Genomic DNA, 22,181 nt, shown 5'->3' on the forward strand with positions numbered 1-22,181 from the left:
TGGTTTGAAAGCATCGGAACCTGCATGAATACTACATATTCTTATATTTATTTATTCATATATTTAAAAGAATATATATTTTTGAAAACAATGCCTGAAGAGTTAATGTTGACATTGTGCTAGCAGATTTATACAATTAAGTAAAATTACTAAATGCCATAATAACAGCAAAGCTGCTAATTAAAAAGGAGGAAAAGATGCCGTATTTTACTAGCTCATACAAACAAAGCATTAGTGTGTTCAAGGCAAGGGTAGAAGAAAAAATATATAACAAAATTGCCTTGCTGAGTATTGATGCATGGGTTACAGAAGAACCAATTCATTTTAAAGAAAGAACAAAAGGTAAGTATATTTCGCTAAATTTAGAAGATAGCTGGGGAAAACTTTGGGATTGTGCATGGTTTAAATTTACTGGAGTTGTACCAAAATCTGCAGCTCATAAAAAAATTGTATTATTGATAGACTTAAGTGGGGAGGCATGCATATTTGATGAAGATGGTTGTCCCATACAGGGGCTAACTAATGTTAGCTCTGAATTTGATTTAACTCTTGGAAAACCTGGTAAGAGAGTGATTCATTTTTTAAATGAAGCCCATGGGGGTGAGAAAATTGATATATGGGCAGATGCTGGGTGTAATGATCTTTTTGGATATTATAGAGATAGCGGAAAAATAAAAGAAGCCCATATTGCAATTTTGAATGAAGAAATGCATCAGCTGTACTACGATATAGAAGTGCTTCAAGAACTGATGGAGCAACTTTCAGAGGATTCCCCAAGATATCAGAGAATTTTATCTGCTTTGTTTTCCGCTTTTAAGGTTATGATAAACTATGATGAAGAAGAGGCTAAAAAAGCAAGAGAAATTCTTTCTGTAGAGCTTAATAGAAATTGCGGAGATGAAGCTTTAAAGATAAGTGCTATAGGACATGCTCACATTGACTTAGCTTGGCTTTGGCCCATAAGGGAAACCATAAGAAAGGGAGCCCGTACATTTTCAACAGTCTTGTCAAATATGGAGAGATATCCTGAATACGTATTCGGAGCAAGTCAGCCTCAGCTCTATGCATGGATTAAAGAACGATACCCTAAGCTTTATGATAAGATAAAGATGCGTATAGAAGAAGGACGCTGGGAAGCTCAAGGCGGTATGTGGGTTGAGCCTGATACAAATGTTTCAGGTGGAGAGGCTTTAGTTCGTCAAGTTCTTTATGGGAAGAAGTTTTTTAAAGAAGAATTTAATAAGGAAATGAAGATATTATGGCTTCCAGATGTATTTGGATATAGTGCTGCCCTTCCGCAAATTCTAAAAAAATCTGATATAGATTATTTTATGACAATAAAACTATCTTGGAACGAATACAACCAATTTCCGCATCACACTTTCATGTGGGAAGGGATAGATGGAAGCAGGATACTAGCACATATGCCTCCGGAAGGAACTTACAACAGCTCAGCTGCTCCAAGGGCTATAAAAGAAGCAGAGAGAAATTTTAAAGATAAGGGAGTTTCTGAGGACTGTTTAATGCTCTTTGGAATAGGAGATGGAGGCGGAGGGCCAGGAGAAGAACATCTTGAGAGGCTAAAACGAGAAAAGAACTTAAATGGATTAGTACCTCTTAAGCAAGAGCCCTCATTAGAGTTTTTCAAAAGGATTGAGAAAAACATATCAAATTACAAGGTCTGGTGGGGAGAATTATATTTGGAAAAACATCAGGGGACTTACACTACACAAGCTAAAAATAAAAAATTCAATAGAAGAATGGAATTTGCCCTTAGGGAATTGGAGTATGCATCTGTACTAGCACAAATAGAAGGTGTAAGGTTATATCCTCAGCTAGAAATCGAGGGTATATGGAAGGAAATACTGCTATACCAGTTCCATGATATATTGCCGGGATCATCCATAAAAAGAGTATATGATGAATCAATTGAAAGGTATGAATATTTGCTTAAGCTAACAGAAGAGCTAACCAAGGATACCTATAGAGCTTTACTTGAGAGTTCATGCCGCATAGATGAGGCCGCCTCTGATGCTTTGTTAACAAATAAAACCTCCAAAGAAGCTAAAGCTTTTGCAGTAATTAACTCGCTATCCTGGGATAGAGAAGAATGGATTAATATAAATGGAAACTGGATTAAGGCCAAAGTACCAGCTATGAGTGAAATATCTGTGATGTGCAGCAAATGCAATACTGATTCTTTTGGAGTTAGTTCAGAAAATAACTTTATAGAAAACAATTTACTGAAGGTAAGGTTTAACGAAGATGGCTCCCTCGAATCTGTATTTGATAAAGAATTTTCAAGAGAAGTTTTGGATACAAATTTTAAGGCAAATGTGCTTACTGTATATGAAGAGCCTTATGGAAATGCGTGGGATTTTTCACCAGCTTGCTATGATATACCTCAGGAGAGCTTTAAATTACAGTATTCTGAAAGTATGACTGATGGCCCAAAGGCAATTGTTAAACAAATTTATAAATATAATTTATCAACTGTTGAGCAGCAGATTATATTAACTGAAGGCAGCAGGAGAATTGATTTTTGCACAAAGGTTGACTGGCATGAGAGCAATAAAATGCTTAGAACCTCTTTTCCAATCAATGTATATACTAATGAGGTAAGTTGTGATATTCAGTTTGGAACTATAAAACGCTCTAATCACGACAACACAAGCTGGGATATGGCAAAGTATGAAATATGTGCTCATAAATATGTTGATTTATCTCAAAGAGATTATGGAGCTGCATTATTAAATGACTGCAAATATGGTCATAGAGTTAAAGAAAATATAATGGATTTAAATCTCTTAAGAAGTACTAATATGCCAGGTATTGAAGCAGATAAAGGGGCTCATGAATTTACTTATTCACTATATCCTCATAATGGCGATTGTATCAAAGGACAGGTTAATAGAAAAGCGTATGAATTGAATCTGCCATTAAAAACCATTGAATTTAGCTGTGATAGTTACATTACTGGCAGGAAGGAAGCCTTCATAAGAGTTGATAGTGAAAACATAATTGTTGAATCCATAAAAAAGGCAGAATATAGTGATGATATTATTGTAAGGCTGTATGAATGCAGTGGCAGCAGTGAAAAAGCAAAACTGAAGTTTGGATATAGAATTGAGAATGTACAGCTCGTTAATTTAATGGAGAAAGCTATAGAGAATGATGTATTTAATAGAGTAAGTAATGAATTATCATTCAAGCCCTTCGAAATTTTAACGCTAAAGGTAAGCTGTCCACAAAAATAATATCCTAAAAACATATTGATTTATAAATTATATAGTGTATAATTATATTAACCTATCAGATAGCTGATAGTTATATGATATCGTTCACATGTGAGGTATATATGAGCACAATTAAAAGATTGCCATTACAATCAGAGATAATTGAATTTATAAAGCAATATATTGAAAAAAATAATTTAAAGAATGGGGATAGACTTCCTTCTCAGTCGGAATTAATTGAGATTTTGGGAGTTAGCAGATCTTCAATTAGAGAGGCTATTAAAACTTTAGAAGCAAAAAATGTTTTGGAAGTTGCTAATGGTAAGGGCGTTTTTGTGAAGGATGGATCCTCAAATACTATATCTGCCGAAATAGAGTTTGGAAAAGAGAAAGAATCCATATTAGAGCTCTTAGAGGCCAGAAGAATACTAGAAAAGGAAATAATACATCTAGTTATTCAAAATGCTACAGAAGAAGAGTTGGATGGAATTGAGAAAATCTTGAAAGTATTAATGGAGAAATACCATAGAGGCGTAAAACAAAACGTTGAAGATAGGCAGTTCCATATGGCTATATATAACAGCTGCCACAATAGAATAATGATTCAGTTAATAGATTCCATAGATGGACTTCTAAACAAGCTGTGGGAGTTCCCTTTAGGAATGAAGGATCCTTTTACAGATACTATACCATTACACGAAGATTTATTTATAAATATAAGAAAAAGAAATGTTAAAAAAGCACAAGCAATTAATGATAAAATTATCAGTATGATATATAGAGATGTTAAGTCAGCTAATTAGTTGAAATTGCAATAAAGTTTTCTCTTTAATGACCTCAAAGTATAGCTAATGTTCAAGTACTTTGAAAGTCATTAAGGTATTATAACTTGTGCATTATGAACAAAGCTTGTATATTGATACAAGCTTTTTAGAAAAAACAACCTATCTGATAGCTGATAGCAGTTAGCATGCAGCTTGATTAGAAGTGCTTAATAGAAATTTAACCGGAAAGGTCGTGGCAATATTTTATGGTGTTTGAGATTGAAAGAATCGAAAGAATAGTAAAGGACTTAAAAATGGCAATCTACCCAGACTTAGAACCAATTCCAAGGTATAAGGTTTGTGAAGGAAAATTTGCAGGCGGAGAACATAAAGAATTTAAGGATGAGAATTGGAATGATTATATAACTGGAAGCTTGTGGGGTGGGTATGACAAGCATCAATGGTTTAGAACTACTGTTAAGATACCTGGGAGATTTGAAGGGAAAAGTGTAGTATTTAGAATTACTACAGGACGTGAAGGTCTCTGGGATGCAACAAACCCACAATTTCTTTTCTATGTTGATGGGAAGCTTATTCAAGGTCTCGACGTAAATCACCGTGAAGTATTATTAAGTGAATGCGCAGAGACAGGTAAAGAGTATTCAATAGCATTCTTAGGCTACAGTGGTCTTATTGATAGCAAAATAGCTATACACACAGCTATGGTTGTATTAGATCGAAGAATAGAAGATATTTACTATAATTTAAATGTTCCTTTATCAGTAGCTAAGCTGCTTGAAAACAATGATGATAATAAGGATCGCATCTTAATTAAGCTTGGAAAAGCCATAGATATGCTTGATCTTAGGAAGCTTTATTCTTGCGAGTTTTATAAGTCTGTAGAGGCAGCAAATAGTTATCTGCAAAGGGAATTCTATTCTAATATTAACTATAACAGTCCTGTTGTAACAGCAATAGGGCACACACATATAGATATTGCTTGGCTGTGGACAATTAGCCAAACAAAAGAAAAAGCTGTAAGAAGCTTTTCGACGGTTTTAAACCTTATGAAGCAGTACACAGAATATAAGTTTATGTCTAGCCAGCCTCAACTATACGAGTACATAAAAGAAAATGAACCACAGCTATATGAAGAAATCAAAAAGAAGGTTAAAGAAAAAGCTTGGGAGATAGATGGAGCAATGTGGCTAGAGGCAGACTGTAACATACCGTCTGGAGAGTCACTTATAAGACAAATAATATTAGGGCATAAATTTTTTAAGGATGAGTTTGGAATAGAGAGCAAGTCACTTTGGCTTCCAGATGTGTTTGGTTATAGCGCAGCGCTTCCTCAGATACTTCTAAAAAGTGGAATTAAGTATTTCATGACTACGAAGCTGGATTGGAATCAATTTAATACCATTCCTAATGATACCTTCATGTGGCGTGGAATAGATGGGAGTGAAGTGTTTACTCATTTAGTTACAACTAGCGATTATAAAAAACAAGGTGAAGCTGTAACCTTCAGTGAATCAAAAAATAAGACAACCTACACAGGCATAATTAATGCAAACCAGACTATGGGAACATGGAAAAGGTATCAAAACAAAGATATATCTGAAGAAACTCTAATGCTCTTTGGTTATGGAGATGGGGGCGGCGGACCTACAAAGGAAATGCTTGAAAATGCCAGAAGATTGAAATACGGTATTCCGGGATGTCCAAGAGTAGAAATAGGCTTTGAAACAGAGTTTTTTGACAGACTGTATGAAAAAACAATAGCAAAGGAAGAAATTCCAACTTGGGTGGGCGAGCTATACCTGGAGTATCATAGGGGAACTTATACCTCTATGGGTAAGAACAAAAGATACAATAGGAAAACTGAAGTTTTGTATGAGGATGCTGAAATGCTATCAACCTTAAACATGATGTTAGGAGAAGCTTATCCAGAGAAAGAACTTAAAAAGGGATGGAAGAAAGTTCTTATAAATCAATTTCACGATATTATACCGGGTTCATCAATAAAGCAGGTCTATGATGAATCTCATGAGCAGTATGAAGAAGCTATAGAACTGGGACAAGAATTAATTGATAGTTCTTTGAGAAAAATTGCTTCAAAGATTAACTTAAATGAGAAGTCTGTTGTTGTGTTTAATACTTTATCCTATGACAGAGATGATATTGTAGAAGTTATTATAAAAGAAGGAACAAAGGTTCAAGGGCTTCAGGATTTAGATGGAAAAAATGTTGATATACAGATAATAGATAATGGCAAGAAGTTTGTATTCTTTGCAGAAAAAGTTCCTTCTAAGGGCTATAAGGCATATAGCATAATAACTGAAACTCCGATGGTTTCTAACCAGACTATGAGCTTAGACAGAGAGTTTGAAAACAAATGTTTTAAAGTAAGTTTTGATGAAAACTATAATATTACATCTTTATATGATAAAAAAAATAACAGAGAAATAATTAAAAGTAATAAAAAAGCTAACGTGCTTCAAGCTTTTGAAGACAGACCAATGAACTGGGAGAATTGGGATATAGATATATTCTACAAGAGGAAGATGTGGGAAGTAAATGATATAAGTCATGTAGAGTTAATTGAGAAGGGACCTGTAAGATACTGTATTAGCATTAAACGAAAATTCTGCGATTCTGTTATAGACCAATATATTTATTTCTATAACAATATACCTCGTGTAGATTTTAAAAATAGCGTGGATTGGAAGGAAAAAAATATACTCCTTAAAGCAGCTTTTCCAGTTGATATAAACTCAAGCAAGGCAACCTATGAAATACAATATGGAAATATAGAAAGATCAGTACATAATAATACAAGCTGGGATTTAGCTCAATTTGAAGTATGTGCGCATAAATGGGCTGATTTATCTGAAGGTGCTTATGGTGTAAGTTTATTGAACGATTGTAAGTATGGCTATGACATTAAGAACGATACTATGAGGCTTACATTAATAAAAGCAGGTACCTATCCAAATCCTGATGCAGATTTAGGAATGCATGAGTTTACTTATTCAATATATCCACATAAAAACACTTGGAAAGAAGCAAGTACTCAAGAGATGGCTTATAACCTTAACGTACCAATGCATGCAGTAATTGAAGATTCTCATGAAGGAGTGCTGCAAAACAATATGTCTCTATTAAAAGTTAATAAGAATAATTGTATTGCTGAGGTAGTTAAGAAAGCTGAAACCGGTGACGCAGTAATAGTAAGACTTTATGAATATAAAAACATGAGGGAAAAGATAGAAGTAAGTTTTTGCAGTGAGATAGAAAGTGTTTATGAATGTGATTTATTAGAGAATCCAATTGGTGTTATTGAAAGTGATATTAATAAAATTAGCTTTGAGATAAAGCCATATGAGATTAAAACGTTCTTAGCTAAATTTAAATAATTATTTTAGAACAGGGGGTAATCCAATGCTATTAAAAGAATTGACTCAAGCATTTGGTGTTAGCGGTTTTGAAAAAGAGATTGCTAAGATCGTTATAGACAATGTAAAGGATTATGTTGATGAACTTACGGTTGATGCTATTGGAAATGTCATAGCATTAAAGAAAGGTACCGGAGACGAAAAGAAAAAAATAATGGTTTCAAGTCATATGGATGAGATAGGCTTTGCAGTGCTTGGAGTAACTGACAAGGGCTTTGTAAAAATTAAGAAGGTTGGAGGAATATCAGCACAGGTATCATTCATGAATAGAGTGCAGTTCAAAAATGGGGCACTTGGAACAATAAGTTCTTTCGAGAAGATGGACAAGGTAGGAGCAGCAGATATAAATAAGCTTTATGTTGATATATGTGCAATTTCGAAAGAGGATGCATTAAAGTATGTTTCCATTGGTGAGCCTGCTTCCTACATAGGAGAATATAAAGAACTTAATAATAATTGTGTTACAGCAAAGGCTTTAGACGATAGAATAGGCTGCTATATATTAATCGAGGCGCTTAAGAAAGCAACTAATCCATATCATGATATTTATTTTGTATTTTCAGTACAAGAAGAAGTAGGTCTAATTGGCGCTACTGTAGCTGCTGAAAGAATAAATCCTGATTTAGGAATAGCAGTCGATATAACAGGTTCCTTTGATGTACCAACAGATACTGATGGAAATGCAGTATTTGGAGGGGGAGCAGCTGTTAAGGTGCTGGATAATTCAGTTATATGTGATGAGGAACTAGTTGAAGTTATGATTAAATGTGCTGAAGAAAACAAAATAAAATATCAACTGGATGCTCTTGCAGGTGGAGGTACCGATGCTGGCGCTATAAATAAATCCAATTGTGGAGTAAAAGCGTTAGGCATATCTATACCAACAAGATATGGACACAGTCCTAATGGAATAGTAAATATGGATGATGTAAATGCTTGTATTGATTTACTTTGGAGGTTTACAGAAAGCACATTTAAGTTTGAGACTGTAAAGAAATATATATAATTAGTTAAATATTTAATTATATAAATATATAAAAAATTATAGGGGGTACATTTCTATGGGTAAAAAGAAACTTTTGGCAATCACTATCACAACAGTTTTGACAATGACTTCTATCCTTACAGGATGCAAAGGAAGTGACACAACACCAACAAACTCCAGTGCAAACAATACTCCACAAGTGATCAATGTGGCAACTACACAGGATCCAGCTACTCTTGATACTTCAAAATTGGCTGATTCTGCATCTAACACTGTAGCACAAGAAACTCAAGAAGGCTTAGTAAGACTGGAGAATAAGAAGCTAGTAGCTGCAGGTGCAGAAAAGTGGGAGACCTCGGCAGATGGGCTTACATGGACCTTTCATTTAAGAGATTATTCATGGACAGATGGGAAAAAGGTTACAGCACAAGATTATGTGTATGCAGTTAAAAGACTTTTTGAGCCTTCAATAGCATGTCCTAATGCAGGAATATTTTATGTTATAAAAGGTGGAGAAGCATACAACACAAATAAAGGTAAAGCTGAAGATATAGGAGTTAAGGCAGTAGATGAAAAAACCTTACAGTTTACATTAAATACACCAACGCCTTATTTCCTTCAATTAATGAATTTTGTTAATGTTTTACCACTTAGACAGGATATAGTGGAAAAGGCTGGCGAGTCTTATGGTACAGATCCTAAAGTATTAGTATATTCAGGGCCATTTGTTGTAGATCAATGGGTTAAGGGTTCAAAGGTAGTTTTAAAGAAAAATGAAAAGTATTGGGACGCTAAATCTGTAAAGCTTGAAACAGTGAATATAAATTTAATACCTGAAGAAGCGACAAGACAGCAAATGTTTGATGGAAAGAGCTTAGATTTAATACAGAATGTTAAGCAGGAGTATTCAACTAAGCTTAAAGATAAAATTGATAAGGGTGAGGTAACATCAATAATTGGATATTATCCAAGTGTAGGATATATAGCATTTAACAATAACGATCCAAACAAAATTTTTACTAATGCAAAGGTAAGATTAGCATTCTCATTAGCATTAGATAGAGAAGGCTATGTAAAGAATATTACTAAAAAAGATCAAGCTGCATATGGATTCGTTCCATACGGTTTAAATAATGGGGATAAGATATTTAGAGAAGTAGTTGCAGAACCTCTAAAGGAAGTAAAGGGACAAGACCCTAAGGAATTGTTAAAGCAAGGCTTACAAGAACTTGGTTTAGACCCAAGCAAGCAAATTGAAGTAACCTTCTTACAAAGAAATGCAAATGCAGATACAAGAGTAGTAGGTGAATTCTATCAGAGCCAATGGGAGAAGAACCTTGGAGTTAAAGTTAAAATTGACACTGCCAGCGATGGTGCAACCTTTAACAAGATGATAATGAAGGGAACTTACCAAGTAGCTCAAACTGGTTGGGGCGCTGACTATAACGATCCAATGACCTTTATGGGACTATTTATAACTGGTGATGGAAACAACTCAGCATTTTTCTCAGATAGTCAATACGATGAGTTAGTAAAAAAGGCAAGTGTTGAATCAGATATGAGTAAGAGACTTGAAATGTTTAAACAAGCTGAGAAGATTTTAATTGCTGATAAAGCAGGTATCGCTCCGTTAACCTTCAATGTTGCATCTAATTACATGCAAAGCTATGTAAAAGGTCTTGATATAGAAGCAGGCGGACCAGCATATGAATTAAAGCGTGCTTATATAGAAAAGAAATAATTCACATATAAATACTGCAGCAGGCTAATGCCGGCTGCAGTATTACTTACCTAGAAGGAGGTTTTAGTATGGCCCAGTACATTTTAAAAAGAGTAGGATACTTAATTCTTACTATGTGGGTAATTGTCACAGCAACTTTTTTTCTTATGAATACGTTACCTGGTGATCCAATACAAACTGGCACTAAGTTATTACCACCGGCAGTAGAAGCAAACTTAAGAGAAAAATGGGGCCTAAATAAGCCTGTAGTAGAAAGATATTTTATCTATTTAAAAAATGTAGCGCAAGGTAATCTTGGAGAGTCTATGAAGAGTCCAGGACTTACTGCTAATCAAATAATCAAAGAAAAGTTTCCAGCATCAGCTAGATTAGGACTTCAGGCTATATGCCTTGGAGTTGTAGTTGGATTATTATTTGGGATAATTGCTGCCTTTAGGAGAAACACTTGGGTAGATTATTCTGTTATATTTATTGCTTTGGTTGGTGTATCAGTTCCAAGCTTTGTTTTAGCTGCATTATTACAAAAAACGTTAGGTGGGAAAATACTTCCTATAATCGGATGGCCTTCTGAAAATATATGGACTTCAGGCTTTAAATATACAATTTTACCTACCCTGGCAGCTTCTTTTGGAAGTATTGCAACCTATTCAAGATTCATGAGAACCTCTGTTTTAGATGTATTAAATAATGATTATATTCAAACTGCAAAGGCTAAGGGACTTTCAAAGTGGGCAATTATTAGGAAACACATACTAAGAAATAGTATAACTCCAATTATAACAATGATTGCTCCACAAATAGCAGGCATTGTTACAGGCTCTTTTATTATTGAAAGAATTTTTTGTATTCCAGGACTTGGCATGTATTATGTTGAAAGTATAAATGGAAGAGATTTTACTATGATTATGGCAACTACTATTTTCTTCTCATTTTTCTTTGTTGTTTCAATAGTTCTTATGGACATACTTTATGGAATTGTAGATCCGAGGGTTAGAATAACTGGAGAAAAGAGATAGGAGGTGCTAATGCAATGGAAACAAAAATTGATAAAGAATTATTTGAAGTAGTTGGCTACGATAAGGAAGTTTCAGATGCTATCGTCAGACCAAGTATTACATATTGGCAGGATGCCTGGAGAAGACTGAAGAAAAATAAAGTAGCAATGCTTTCAATGCTCATGTTGATTATTATAATACTAGCATGTATTTTCATACCTATGCTTTCAAAAATGAATTTTAAAGAACAAGCTATTGAATTTGCTAATCAGGTGCCAAGCAAGGCTCATTGGTTTGGAATGGACGAGCTAGGTAGAGATATTTTTATTAGAATATGGGTTGGTGGAAGAGTTTCAATTGTAATCGGCCTTGTTGGAGCTTTTGTGTCATTAATAGTTGGAGCTATTTATGGTGGAATAAGCGGATATTTTGGCGGAGTGGTTGATGACATAATGATGCGTATTGTTGAAGTTATAGTTGGAATACCATATATGATTATTGTAATTCTTGTGTCTATATCCTTAGGGAAGGGTCTTGCTTCTTTAATTATTGCATTATGCATAACAAGCTGGACAGGATTGGCGAGACTTGTTAGAGGTCAAGTCTTGCAACTAAAAGAAAGCGAGTATGTATTGGCAGCACAAATGTTGGGATCTTCCCCTATGAAAATTGTTCTTAAGCATCTCTTGCCTAACACGTTAAGCGTAATAATTGTTAATCTAACCTTTCAGGTACCAGGATTTATATTTGCTGAAGCATTTTTAAGCTTCATAGGATTAGGAGTTCAGCCGCCATATACAAGCTGGGGAGCCATGGCTTCTCTAGGCCAGCAGCAGATGGCCTACTATCCTCACGAATTATTTTTTCCAGCAGCAGCTATAAGTTTAACTATGCTGGCATTTAATCTTCTTGGAGATGGACTTCGTGATGCATTAGATCCTAAACTTCGCCAGTAGGAAAAGGAGGAAAACAGCATGTCAAAACTACTTGAAGTAAATAATTTAAAAGTTTCATATCATACTTATGCCGGTGAAGTTCAATCTGTGAGAGGAGTTTCCTTTGCTTTAGACAAAGGTGAGTCACTTGCTATTGTTGGAGAATCAGGTTGTGGCAAGACTGTAACTTCAAAAACTATAATGGGGCTTATAAATACCCCTCCAGGAGAGATAAAGGAAGATAGTGAAATATTATTTAATGGCAGGAATATACTAAAATTTAGCGAAAAGGAATGGCAGCATTATAGAGGAAAAGATGTAAGCATGATTTTTCAAGATCCAATGACTTCATTAAATCCTACTATGAGAGTTGGAAATCAAATTGCTGAAAGTTTAATAATACATAGAGGCATGAGCAAAGCTGAAGCATTACAAGAAGCAGTAAAAATGCTTGAAATGGTCAATATACCTAATGCGAAAGAAAGAATAAAGCAATATCCTCACCAGTTCTCTGGTGGGATGCGCCAAAGGGTTATGATAGCAATATCGCTTGCTTGTAATCCTCAATTACTAATTGCGGATGAACCAACAACTGCATTAGATGTAACTATACAGGCACAAATTATGGATTTATTAAAGGAATTGCAAAAAAAATTAGGAACAGCAATAATAATGATTACACATGACCTTGGAGTAGTTGCAGGTATGGCCCAAAAAATCGCGGTTATGTATGCGGGAAAGATTATTGAAAAAGGCTTTGTTGATGAATTATTCGAAAATCCAAAGCATCCATATACTTTAGCGCTGTTAAATGCTGTTCCAAAGCTAGAGTTAAAAAATAAAGAAAAACTAGTTTCTATTCAAGGTACACCTCCAGATTTGCTGGCGCCACCTAAGGGGTGCGGTTTTGCAAGCAGATGCAAGTATTGTATGAAGATATGTAGAATTAAGTATCCAGAAGTAAGCACAATAAGTGATACCCATGAGGTAGCCTGCTGGCTTCAGCATCCATTAGCCTTTAAAGTAGACTTAGCTGAAGACATAAGGAGGGAATTGTAATGAAGCCTGATACTTTAGTTGAAGTGAAAAATTTAAAAAAATATTTTAATGTTGGAAATGATAAAATCCTTAAAGCTGTTGATGATGTTTCTTTTATTATCAAAAAGGGAGAAACGTTGGGTTTGGTTGGAGAGTCAGGATGTGGAAAAACTACCTGCGGAAGAACTATATTAGGAATGTATGAAGCTACAGATGGTCAAGCACTTTTTGAAGGTAAAAATATTTATGAGATGAATAAAGGAGAGAAGAAGGAATTTAGAAAGAATGCTCAAATAATTTTTCAGGATCCATATGCATCCTTAAACCCAAGAATGACCGTAGGAGATATAATCTCCGAAGGAATGGACAACTTTAAAATGTACAGTGAAAGCGATAAGCAAAATAGAATATATGAGCTGCTTCGATTGGTAGGACTAAATAAAGAGCATGCTGGCAGATTTCCTCATGAATTCTCTGGCGGACAAAGACAAAGAATAGGAATTGCAAGATGTTTAGCTATTGATCCAAAATTTATAGTTTGTGATGAGCCAATATCTGCTTTAGATGTATCTATTCAAGCACAAATTGTTAATTTGCTAATAACCCTGCAAAATGAATTTGATTTAACTTACTTGTTTATTGCACATGATTTATCTATGGTAAAACATATTTCAGATAGAGTTGGAGTAATGTATTTAGGGTGTATGGTAGAGCTTGCAAGCAGTGATGAGCTTTATAAAAACCCACAGCATCCATATACACAAGCACTTCTTTCTGCAATTCCTATACCTAACCCAAGCTACGAAAGGATGAAAAAAAGAATTGCATTAGAAGGAGAAGTACCAAGTCCAATAAACCCTAAGCCTGGTTGCAGATTTAGAGCAAGGTGCAAGTATGTAAAGCCAATATGCAATGAAGTGAATCCATCACTTAAAGAAATAAGTGCAGGTCATTATGTAGCCTGTCATCTATATTAAAAAACACTAAATAAAGAGGGATTAATGATAGTAGTGTAATACTATATTAATCCCTTTTTATATTATTCTAGTTTCTAAAGAAAGCTGAATAATCATCCCATAAAAGCAGATGAATAAAGACACAAACATTACAACAAATCCAAGATTTAATTTTGAAAACATTTTGTTCCATGAATCTTGATATGTAAGTGGTCGTGTAGCATTTTTCTGGATAAAAAATCCTGAACTAATAAGGAAACCAAAGCAGCCTACGTAATATAAGTTATTCTTAATAAAGTTAAGTAATGATATGTCGTTGTTACTATAGAAAATATAGTAGATTAATGTGAAGAATATAGCTATGCCCAAAGAAATAAAAAGAGCAATCTTAGTGCACTTGAAAATATCCTTTAGTATGGCAGATTTCAATAGCTCACCTTCTTTTTGTATAAGTGTATATAGTTTATTATAAGATAAAACTTTTAACTTTAAAATACCTTTTAGAATAATCATAAATTAAATTTTCAAGGTAGTAATTCATTGCTAACGAGCAGACCAATGCTTATTCGAGCCTTTTGATAGCTTGACTATTTCTCAGTGCTAAAAAGAGCATAACAATACCAACTGTCATTATAATATGTGCAATCCCTGAGATGCCTGATATAGCAGCGGACATTCCCTTTGATAGCTCTGTGCCAAGCACTTGAGTAATACCTCTTACATAAAACATTGTCACCACAAAAGGTAAGCCTACATTGTAAAACCTCATAAAATGTTTAAATTGTTTTTGCTCTGATAAATTAGTGATGCAGCTAAATATTGCTACCAGTAAAAACATTATGGTACCTAGAGCAAAGAAATGAAGATGTGTAAAGGCAAGGGTAGTTTTGCCTGTAAATGCGAATGCCTTTGTGAATTCGCGGTAAAACACACCACTGAAAAGAGCAGCAATTGCGTAAATAAATGATATATTAATATATTTTTTCATAATTAAATTTTCAACCCCTTTTTTATTATTGGTTCCAGCTGTGGATGCAAATCTTTTAAGAAATAAGATTCCTGCGCCCGCTAACGAGAAGCCTATGCCGGAATATATAACACCTATTGCAATTCCAGGCAGAAGATGCAAATTTCGGATTAGCAAGCCTCCTGTAATCATAAATATCATAATCAAATAGCTTTTTTTATCAAAGAATTGATAAAATGGAACCTTTTCTTCCTTAATCTGCGATATACGAAGATGATGTTTTTTACTAAGGGATAAAATATCAATCCCATAAATATCATAAAAACTAACAGAACTTCTAATAAATATATGATGTTTCCATGCCAGTTTAATATAAATTCTGTAAAACCAATCTTAAGAATATTTCCACCAGCAATTAGCCATACAATACCCGCAATCAGCAGCAGATATTTTGGTGTAACCTTAGGTATTAGCCTTTTCATTTTTTCTCACACCTTATCATGTCGTTATATCCAATCCATACAGTCCAAACATAGGCGCAGGTTTTTGGAATCATAAGCATACCGATAAGTGGGTAAACATCAGCCCACAAAACTACAGGAATATAAAAAGCAAAGCTTAATACAATAGTGAGCCACATGAAACGGAATGATATATCATTATGTTCTTTTGCACTTTTATAAAATATAACTATAATAATTAGCCCAATGATAGCAAACGGAAGGTTTCTGTAAATTCCCCAGGATATAGGTGCATTTGCACTTGTCCATGCATTTTGAGGGAATAAGCATAAAACAATTCTTATAGCTGCAAGAAGATAAAGTGCTATGGTAAGGCCTTGGTTTTCGCTGATGTTATAGCGCTTTCTCCAAACATAGTAAAGCAAGATATAAAAAATAGTCATGGTAATGGAGGTGATGAATTTACCTATTCCAAGTGGAACAGTGTAATTTTCAAGTCCGGTTGTACACATTGCAATTGCACGGGGAACAAGGTGGAATGAATCGCCTGCACCAAGTACCACTGCCATGATACCAAACAACATATATTGTTTATTGCCTTTAGATTTTTTTATCATAAGTACTCCGAGAGTAACCACTGTGGCTAAATATACCACATCAAATAAAGTTTCCATAATTGCTTGCATAATAATCCTCCTTAATCCTTATTGAACGTTGTTCACTTTGCTTGCTGCAAATACCCACCATAGGTGGGCATATGTAATGCTTACAGAGAATTGATTCTCTAGAAGTTAATATTTTATTTATAGTAACGGTAACCTGAACAATGTTCATTATAGCACATATAATATTGCTTGTCAACGAACTGAAGGTAATAATACAGAGGATTACAAATAACTAATAAAATTTAAAATACACTTTAGGATTTAATGTTAAATCAAAAACATAGATAATAATTTTAAAATTCTAAAGTTTAATCTTCAGCAATTACGTAACACTTCGAAAGCGAAGTATATACTCATTAATTGAGAATGAGGAATAATGTGACATTATTTTACATTATTATGTTATAATTATTTTATAGTTTATTTAGTTCAAACCCATAGAATTTTACGAATGTGAACATTTATGGAAAAGATACATTTCTTGTGAGACTATTAATGTAGCAAGAAGTATATACAAAAGAAGGCTAATGATAAATATGTGGTTTATTTGCATGATTTATATTTTTCGTTTATGCGTAAGAAAGCGACATTTTTATACTGTCTTAGTATGTTAATTATTATATATTAACATATTTTTTTATTTTAGAAATAATCCAACCTTTTGATTTATTGTGCTACTTATATTATATAAACAGTTTTAAAGTGGGTGATGATTATGGATATTGGACTTTATGCAAAGAAAATATTTGGCTTTGCTGTATCTAAAACAAATAATATACAAGATGCAGAAGACTTGTCTCAATATATACTTATAGCACTTTATAATTCTTCTGAAAAAATAAATAAGGTTGATAATATAGATGCATATGTTTATAAAATCTGTCTTTACAGCTGGTCAAATTTTTATCGCAGACAAAAGAAGCATTGGAATAATTTAAATATAGATATGCTTGGAGAGTTTAGCGGTATAAATGAGATAGATGAGATGATAGAGGAAAATGAAAAGCAAAGACTTATACTCATTATGCGTAAGGAGCTTGCTTATATGAGCAAAACCTATAGAGAAGTACTAATAAAGTTTTATTTTGAAGGTAAGCTTGTAAAGACGATATCAGAGGAACTAGGATTACCCCAAGGAACTGTAAAATGGTATATATATGAAGCAAAACGTAAATTAAGGGAGGAAATAAACATGACAGGCAGTATGGAGAGCTATCGTCCTATAAAAATGTTGGTTGGATATTGTGGGAGTCCGGGAAGAAATAATGAACCGAATTCCTATTTTAAGAGCCTTTTATATCAAAACATTGCATATACGGCTTATAAAGAACCCCTTACTATAGAGGAAATATCACGAAGGCTGGAGGTGGGCTGCGCTTTTATAGAAGAGGCAGTTGAAAACTTAGAGTATTCTGACCTCATAAAGAAAATAGGAAATAAGTATCAGACATCATTTTTTGTATATGAGCCTAAAGATAATATTCCTCTTCGCGATTTAATGATTGAAAAGTCAGGAAAAATCGCACTGACAATTTATGAAATAATATATAGTATACTTTCAAAAATAAAAAAAATTGGATTTATAGGTTGTGAAATTGATGATGATATTTTAATGTGGACCTTCTATCCATTTTACATTCAAAGACTATTGAATACGGTAGAGGATTATAAAAAACTCATCAAAGCATCACCCCCAGAACACAAGGATGGAGGGAAATATATAGCTAATGGGAGTGTAGAAATAGGAGAAGATATAAGATACAAGGACAGCAAATACCCTGAAATATATCCTCGCTATGAATGCGAAGGACTTAAAACAAGGGAGTCGGATTCTAACTTACATTCTTATCAGATTGATTCATACTTTGAAGGACTAAAATGGAGAGAATTTAATCAGAGTGACTTAGTTAAACTTTGGAGAACAGCTGAAGTAGTTAGAAACAATGTAGTACCGAATGAATTTGAAAAAATAATTATTGCAGAATATGTTGAACTTGGATATTTATCTGTTAAAGATGAAAAAGTAGCCTTTAACTTTCCTATAATGACAAAAGAAGAAAAAGAAACTGTTGATGAGATTATGGATGCAGAGTTTGAAAGGCTTAATACAAAGGAGCTTCTTAAAGGCTTGGCAGATAAATGCTATAAGCTTTGGAAGGGAAGAACCCCAGCTACCATACCTGATAATGATATTAAATACAGGGCAGTTAATGACGTATGTAATATTATAGTAGGATGCATGGAATATGTAGAACGTGTAGGTAGACTGCGTACACCAAGAGAAGAAGAAAAAGGTGCGCTGACAACTTTCCTGTGGAAGGAATAAAGGCGGTGATTTTATGCTAAAAAAGGTATTTAACTTTTGTAAAATTACTATAATATCATCTCCAGTATATTTTTCATTAAATATAGCGTTTATATTTTTAATAGCTTTTTCTTGGTTTGCGGCTAATTATTCAAGTAAACTGCTTGTAAATTCTATAATAGAAGCTCAGAAAACTCATGTATTTAACTTTTCTGTTGTATTACCTTCATTATTGTTTTTTATTGGAATAACACTTGGAGGCAACTATTTTAACTTTCAGAACATGATTGTATCAATATATACAAGAAAGTCCAAAAAGCTTTTTTCAAAAATGTTTTTATATAAAAGCTATATAACAAATCAGGATAAGTTTTATGACAATAGCTTTTACAATGATTACGAGTTCGTGAAAAATAATATTGGCACTACAACAGATATAACAGTATCTATATTTAATAATCTGTTGATGTCTATTTTTAGTATTATTCTATCTGCAACTGCCATAGTAAGTTTTGATTTATACATACTAATATGTATTTTAATTATTACATTTTGCCTTACCTTTCTAAATAAATACTTGGTGAAAAGGAAGATAGAGATAAATGAAGGGTATGTAAAGGATGAAAGAAAGGCAGTTTATTTTAAGGAGCTGCTTTCTGGAAGAGATAATGTAAGAGAACTTAGGATATTCAAACTTAGGGAATTATTTCTTGAAAAGTGGGAAGTTAGCTATAAAAAGTATTGTAAAGCTAAGTTTGACTTTGACGTAAAGGCTATATTACTTGGCAGCATAATAGGACTTCTCCAGATAGCAATGGAGAAAGGCATGTCTATCTATTTTGTATATATGGTTTTTAAGGGACGTATTGATGCAGGGGAATGCGTATTTTTAATAACCATAGTTGCTTCATTAAGTCGAAGTATAACAAATTTCGCAAGTATATTAAGCAGTGAAATTAATGAGAAATATAAATATGCAGAAAGGTATGACAGCTTCGTAGGCACGCTGGATAAAGAAAATATAATTAATAATAAAAATGATAGACCTAAGCTATGCTGTGATAATTTTGAGGAGTTAAAACTTACAAATATACGTTATAAATACCCTCACAGTGCAGAAGATAACTTGAAGAATATTAATTTTACATTAAAAAAGGGGGAGGTTGTAAGCATACTAGGGTACAATGGCAGCGGAAAGAGTACTTTATCAAAATTAATGTGCGGCCTTTTGGAAAACTACACTGGCATAATAAGCATCAACGGTATTGATATCTCAAAATTAAGGAAAGAGGAACTGTTTAAATATTTCGGTATAGCTTTTCAGGATTTTTCAAAATACAGTATAAGCTTAAAGGAAAATGTAGCTATTGGAATGACAGAAAAAATGAAAGATGAATCAGCGATTGATAAAGCTATTGGAAAAGGAAACTTAACCACATTAATTCAAAGGCTTTCTTATGGAGAAAATACTATTTTAGGTAAGCAATATGATAGAAATGGTCAGGATTTGAGCGGAGGACAGTGGCAGAAAGTTATTTTATCAAGAGCCTATATGGGCGAGCCTGAAATTTTAATACTTGATGAGCCTACAGCTTCTATTGACCCTATAGAAGAAATGCGAATGTTAAATCAGTTTAAAGAGATTATTGAAGGGAAAACTGCTGTTTTAATATCTCATCGTATAGGCTTCGCAAGGCTTAGCGATAGGATATGCATTATGGAAAAGGGCAGCATAGTTGAAGAGGGGTCACATGAAGAGCTTATGAACCTTAAAGGAAAATATTTTGAACTTTTCACATCTCAAAAGGAATTGTATGAGGAGGTAGGTTAAGTGAAGTACATGCTTAGCAGCTTTTTAAAAACAAATAAGTATATATTTAAATGTTCACCTACTAAGTATATGGTTTATGTTTTATTAAATGTAATGTCTGTTGTAGAAACAGTTGTAGTTCTTAAGTCAATGGAATTTATTACCAATGCGGTATACAGGCTCTTTACTAAAACTTCAAAAGGTTTTAACAGAGAAATGAATGTCATAATTCTATATGGATTAGCTTTAGCACTACTTTATTCAGCATCTATATTAAGGCAATTACTTTTGAAGAAAATAACTCTTGAGATTTCTTTTAGGTTTGAAAAAGACTTAAATTCAAAATTGAGTACGATTTTATGGGATTACTATGAGAAGCACGAAACCTCTGTGAAAATTTATGAGGTGAGAACAAAATCTCTTTCCTCCATGCTTTCTTTAATAGACAGTAGCATGTTTTATATTACTACATTCATATATATTTTTGTTTATGGATTTTTTTTGTCTCAAATAAATTTTTTTGCTGTTATAGTATATTTAACTCTAGTTGTATCTTCAATCAAAGTATCTGATAGAGTATTTAATGAAGTAAGAGATATATGGGATAAAATACAGCCTTACAGTCAAAAACAGAATTACTTCTTTGGCATAAGTGGAAATAAGACTGAGCACCAGGAGTATAGATTTAACAGGATGTTCAATTTTGTAAGCAGCAGGTGGGAAAAATATTTTGATGAGGAGTATAAGCTTAGACTTAAAATATTTAAAAAATATGAAATTACTCTTCAAACTGCTAGAATTATTTTAAATACGCCATATATACTTATGATGATTTATGTTTCTTATGAAATTGTAATCGGAAGGTATGAAATAGGGTTTTTGATACTTTGTCAAAGCATGTTTAACAATATTGTTAATACTTTCGGAGGAGTTCAGGATTGTATAAATAAAGATAAAATAGAAACCAAGTTTACGAAAAGCTTTTTTGATATTCTAGATTTAAAGGATGAAGAGAAGCGTTTTAATGATGAGACTATAAAAGGCAATATCAGTTTTAGTAATGTTGTATATTCTTATCCACAATCAAAAGCTAAAGCTCTAGATAATTTTAATTTTGAAATAAATCAAGGTGAAAAAATTGCCATAGTTGGACATAATGGAAGCGGTAAAACAACCTTTACCAATCTTTTGATGGCTCTTACTAAAAACTTTGATGGAAATATTGAAGCTGACAAAAACTCCGATAACGTGTTTTCTCTGCTTAGAAACAGCATATCATGTATACTTCAAGACTTTTCTCAGTATCAAATGACAATAAGAGAAAATATAGAGATTGGAAATATTGAATATAAGTTTAGCGATAATGAGATAATTGATTTTCTGGATAAGGTTGGTCTTAAAGAATATGTGCTTTCACTTTCAAATGGTATAGACACAAGGCTTGGTCAGCTTGAAGAAGGTATAGAATTATCTAAAGGACAATGGCAGAGAATGGCTATAGCAAGACTTCTAACAAATGATAAAGCAACAGTATGGATTTTAGATGAACCTACAGCTTACCTTGATCCAATTTCTGAGATTGAAATATATGATTTGATTTATAGACTTGCAGGGAGTAGAACCGTGTTTTTTATATCTCACCGTCTAGGTTTTGCTAAAAAGGCAGATAGAATTGTCGTCTTTGAAAACGGTAGGATTATTGAAGAAGGAACTCACCATCATTTAATGAATCTAGATGGGGAATATGCAAAGATGTATAAGAATCAGGAAAGTTGGTATGTAGCATGAGAAGGATATAAACAACATTAATTATTATTTTATTGCAGATAATTAGCAGCCTAAAATTGATTTTTAATTATAAAAATATT

General features: G+C 33.3%; 15 protein-coding genes. 12 read left to right on the forward strand and 3 right to left on the reverse strand.

Annotated elements, in window-relative coordinates:
- The first annotated feature begins 197 nt into the window (after window positions 1-197).
- The 9 genes from NBE98_RS04885 to NBE98_RS04925 all read left to right on the forward strand — a co-directional run bounded on the left by NBE98_RS04885 (window position 198) and on the right by NBE98_RS04925 (window position 14,126).
- Window positions 198-3,257 carry an alpha-mannosidase gene (locus NBE98_RS04885; RefSeq protein ID WP_250813166.1) on the forward strand — a complete coding sequence of 1,020 codons (3,060 nt, stop codon included), beginning with the start codon at window positions 198-200 and terminating at the stop codon, window positions 3,255-3,257.
- Between the two features lie 101 nt (window positions 3,258-3,358).
- Window positions 3,359-4,039 carry a FadR/GntR family transcriptional regulator gene (locus NBE98_RS04890; RefSeq protein WP_250813168.1) on the forward strand — a complete coding sequence of 227 codons (681 nt, stop codon included), beginning with the start codon at window positions 3,359-3,361 and terminating at the stop codon, window positions 4,037-4,039.
- 227 nt (window positions 4,040-4,266) lie between these two features.
- Window positions 4,267-7,416 (forward strand): alpha-mannosidase, encoded by a 3,150-nt coding sequence (locus NBE98_RS04895; protein WP_250813170.1) that lies wholly within the window; start codon window positions 4,267-4,269, stop codon window positions 7,414-7,416.
- A gap of 25 nt (window positions 7,417-7,441) precedes the next feature.
- Window positions 7,442-8,461, forward strand: coding sequence for a M42 family metallopeptidase (locus tag NBE98_RS04900; RefSeq protein ID WP_250813172.1), 1,020 nt, complete (start codon window positions 7,442-7,444; stop codon window positions 8,459-8,461).
- A gap of 55 nt (window positions 8,462-8,516) precedes the next feature.
- Window positions 8,517-10,181 (forward strand): peptide ABC transporter substrate-binding protein, encoded by a 1,665-nt coding sequence (locus NBE98_RS04905; RefSeq protein WP_250813174.1) that lies wholly within the window; start codon window positions 8,517-8,519, stop codon window positions 10,179-10,181.
- A 68-nt stretch (window positions 10,182-10,249) separates the two neighbouring features.
- Window positions 10,250-11,197 (forward strand): ABC transporter permease, encoded by a 948-nt coding sequence (locus NBE98_RS04910; protein WP_250813176.1) that lies wholly within the window; start codon window positions 10,250-10,252, stop codon window positions 11,195-11,197.
- Window positions 11,198-11,211: 14 nt separating this feature from the next.
- Window positions 11,212-12,132 carry an ABC transporter permease gene (locus NBE98_RS04915; protein WP_250813178.1) on the forward strand — a complete coding sequence of 307 codons (921 nt, stop codon included), beginning with the start codon at window positions 11,212-11,214 and terminating at the stop codon, window positions 12,130-12,132.
- Between the two features lie 18 nt (window positions 12,133-12,150).
- A complete protein-coding gene (locus NBE98_RS04920) occupies window positions 12,151-13,170 on the forward strand; it encodes an ABC transporter ATP-binding protein (RefSeq protein WP_250813180.1) in 1,020 nt (339 codons plus the stop codon).
- Window positions 13,170-14,126, forward strand: a complete 957-nt coding sequence (locus NBE98_RS04925; RefSeq protein ID WP_250813182.1) for an ABC transporter ATP-binding protein — start codon at window positions 13,170-13,172, stop codon at window positions 14,124-14,126. The genes NBE98_RS04920 and NBE98_RS04925 overlap by 1 nt, the downstream gene beginning before the upstream one ends.
- Window positions 14,127-14,667: 541 nt before the next feature.
- Here NBE98_RS04925 and NBE98_RS04930 read toward each other — a convergent pair.
- Genes NBE98_RS04930 through NBE98_RS04940 form a run of 3 tightly spaced genes read right to left on the reverse strand, consistent with a single transcriptional unit; the run spans window position 14,668 to window position 16,219 of the window.
- The gene (locus tag NBE98_RS04930; protein WP_250813184.1) at window positions 14,668-15,273 is read right to left on the reverse strand and encodes a DUF2871 domain-containing protein; all 606 of its coding nucleotides are present in this window, start codon (window positions 15,271-15,273) and stop codon (window positions 14,668-14,670) included.
- A 2-nt stretch (window positions 15,274-15,275) separates the two neighbouring features.
- Window positions 15,276-15,554, reverse strand: a complete 279-nt coding sequence (locus NBE98_RS04935) for a hypothetical protein (protein WP_250813186.1) — start codon at window positions 15,552-15,554, stop codon at window positions 15,276-15,278.
- The gene (locus NBE98_RS04940) at window positions 15,551-16,219 is read right to left on the reverse strand and encodes a hypothetical protein (protein WP_250813187.1); all 669 of its coding nucleotides are present in this window, start codon (window positions 16,217-16,219) and stop codon (window positions 15,551-15,553) included. Before NBE98_RS04940 ends, NBE98_RS04935 begins: the two co-directional genes overlap by 4 nt.
- A gap of 694 nt (window positions 16,220-16,913) precedes the next feature.
- On the opposite strand from NBE98_RS04940, the gene NBE98_RS04945 reads away from it, so the two are divergent.
- The 3 genes from NBE98_RS04945 to NBE98_RS04955 are packed head-to-tail and all read left to right on the forward strand — an operon-like array spanning window position 16,914 to window position 22,101.
- Complete coding sequence (locus tag NBE98_RS04945; protein ID WP_250813189.1) at window positions 16,914-18,524, forward strand: RNA polymerase sigma factor; 1,611 nt, start codon at window positions 16,914-16,916, stop codon at window positions 18,522-18,524.
- A gap of 13 nt (window positions 18,525-18,537) precedes the next feature.
- On the forward strand, window positions 18,538-20,334 hold the full coding sequence (locus NBE98_RS04950) for an ATP-binding cassette domain-containing protein (protein WP_250813191.1): 1,797 nt from the start codon (window positions 18,538-18,540) through the stop codon (window positions 20,332-20,334).
- 9 nt (window positions 20,335-20,343) lie between these two features.
- Window positions 20,344-22,101: an ABC transporter ATP-binding protein gene (locus tag NBE98_RS04955; protein ID WP_250817475.1), complete on the forward strand. Its 1,758-nt coding sequence runs from the start codon at window positions 20,344-20,346 to the stop codon at window positions 22,099-22,101.
- Window positions 22,102-22,181: the final 80 nt, after the last annotated feature.

The sequence above is a fragment of the Clostridium swellfunianum genome (assembly GCF_023656515.1).
GTDB classification, from domain to species: domain Bacteria; phylum Bacillota; class Clostridia; order Clostridiales; family Clostridiaceae; genus Clostridium_AT; species Clostridium_AT swellfunianum.

Excerpts from the sequence above, each read along its gene's own strand:
- NBE98_RS04905 (WP_250813174.1), top strand. The coding sequence starts at position 8,517 with ATGGGTAAAAAGAAACTTTTGGCAATCACTATCACAACAGTTTTGACA.
- NBE98_RS04950 (WP_250813191.1), top strand. The coding sequence starts at position 18,538 with ATGCTAAAAAAGGTATTTAACTTTTGTAAAATTACTATAATATCATCT.
- NBE98_RS04890 (WP_250813168.1), top strand. The coding sequence starts at position 3,359 with ATGAGCACAATTAAAAGATTGCCATTACAATCAGAGATAATTGAATTT.
- NBE98_RS04945 (WP_250813189.1), top strand. The coding sequence starts at position 16,914 with ATGGATATTGGACTTTATGCAAAGAAAATATTTGGCTTTGCTGTATCT.
- NBE98_RS04920 (WP_250813180.1), top strand. The coding sequence starts at position 12,151 with ATGTCAAAACTACTTGAAGTAAATAATTTAAAAGTTTCATATCATACT.
- NBE98_RS04885 (WP_250813166.1), top strand. The coding sequence starts at position 198 with ATGCCGTATTTTACTAGCTCATACAAACAAAGCATTAGTGTGTTCAAG.
- NBE98_RS04900 (WP_250813172.1), top strand. The coding sequence starts at position 7,442 with ATGCTATTAAAAGAATTGACTCAAGCATTTGGTGTTAGCGGTTTTGAA.
- NBE98_RS04955 (WP_250817475.1), top strand. The coding sequence starts at position 20,344 with ATGCTTAGCAGCTTTTTAAAAACAAATAAGTATATATTTAAATGTTCA.
- NBE98_RS04940 (WP_250813187.1), bottom strand. The coding sequence starts at position 16,219 with ATGCAAGCAATTATGGAAACTTTATTTGATGTGGTATATTTAGCCACA.
- NBE98_RS04910 (WP_250813176.1), top strand. The coding sequence starts at position 10,250 with ATGGCCCAGTACATTTTAAAAAGAGTAGGATACTTAATTCTTACTATG.
- NBE98_RS04930 (WP_250813184.1), bottom strand. The coding sequence starts at position 15,273 with ATGATATTTATGATTACAGGAGGCTTGCTAATCCGAAATTTGCATCTT.
- NBE98_RS04925 (WP_250813182.1), top strand. The coding sequence starts at position 13,170 with ATGAAGCCTGATACTTTAGTTGAAGTGAAAAATTTAAAAAAATATTTT.
- NBE98_RS04935 (WP_250813186.1), bottom strand. The coding sequence starts at position 15,554 with ATGAAAAGGCTAATACCTAAGGTTACACCAAAATATCTGCTGCTGATT.
- NBE98_RS04895 (WP_250813170.1), top strand. The coding sequence starts at position 4,267 with ATGGTGTTTGAGATTGAAAGAATCGAAAGAATAGTAAAGGACTTAAAA.
- NBE98_RS04915 (WP_250813178.1), top strand. The coding sequence starts at position 11,212 with ATGGAAACAAAAATTGATAAAGAATTATTTGAAGTAGTTGGCTACGAT.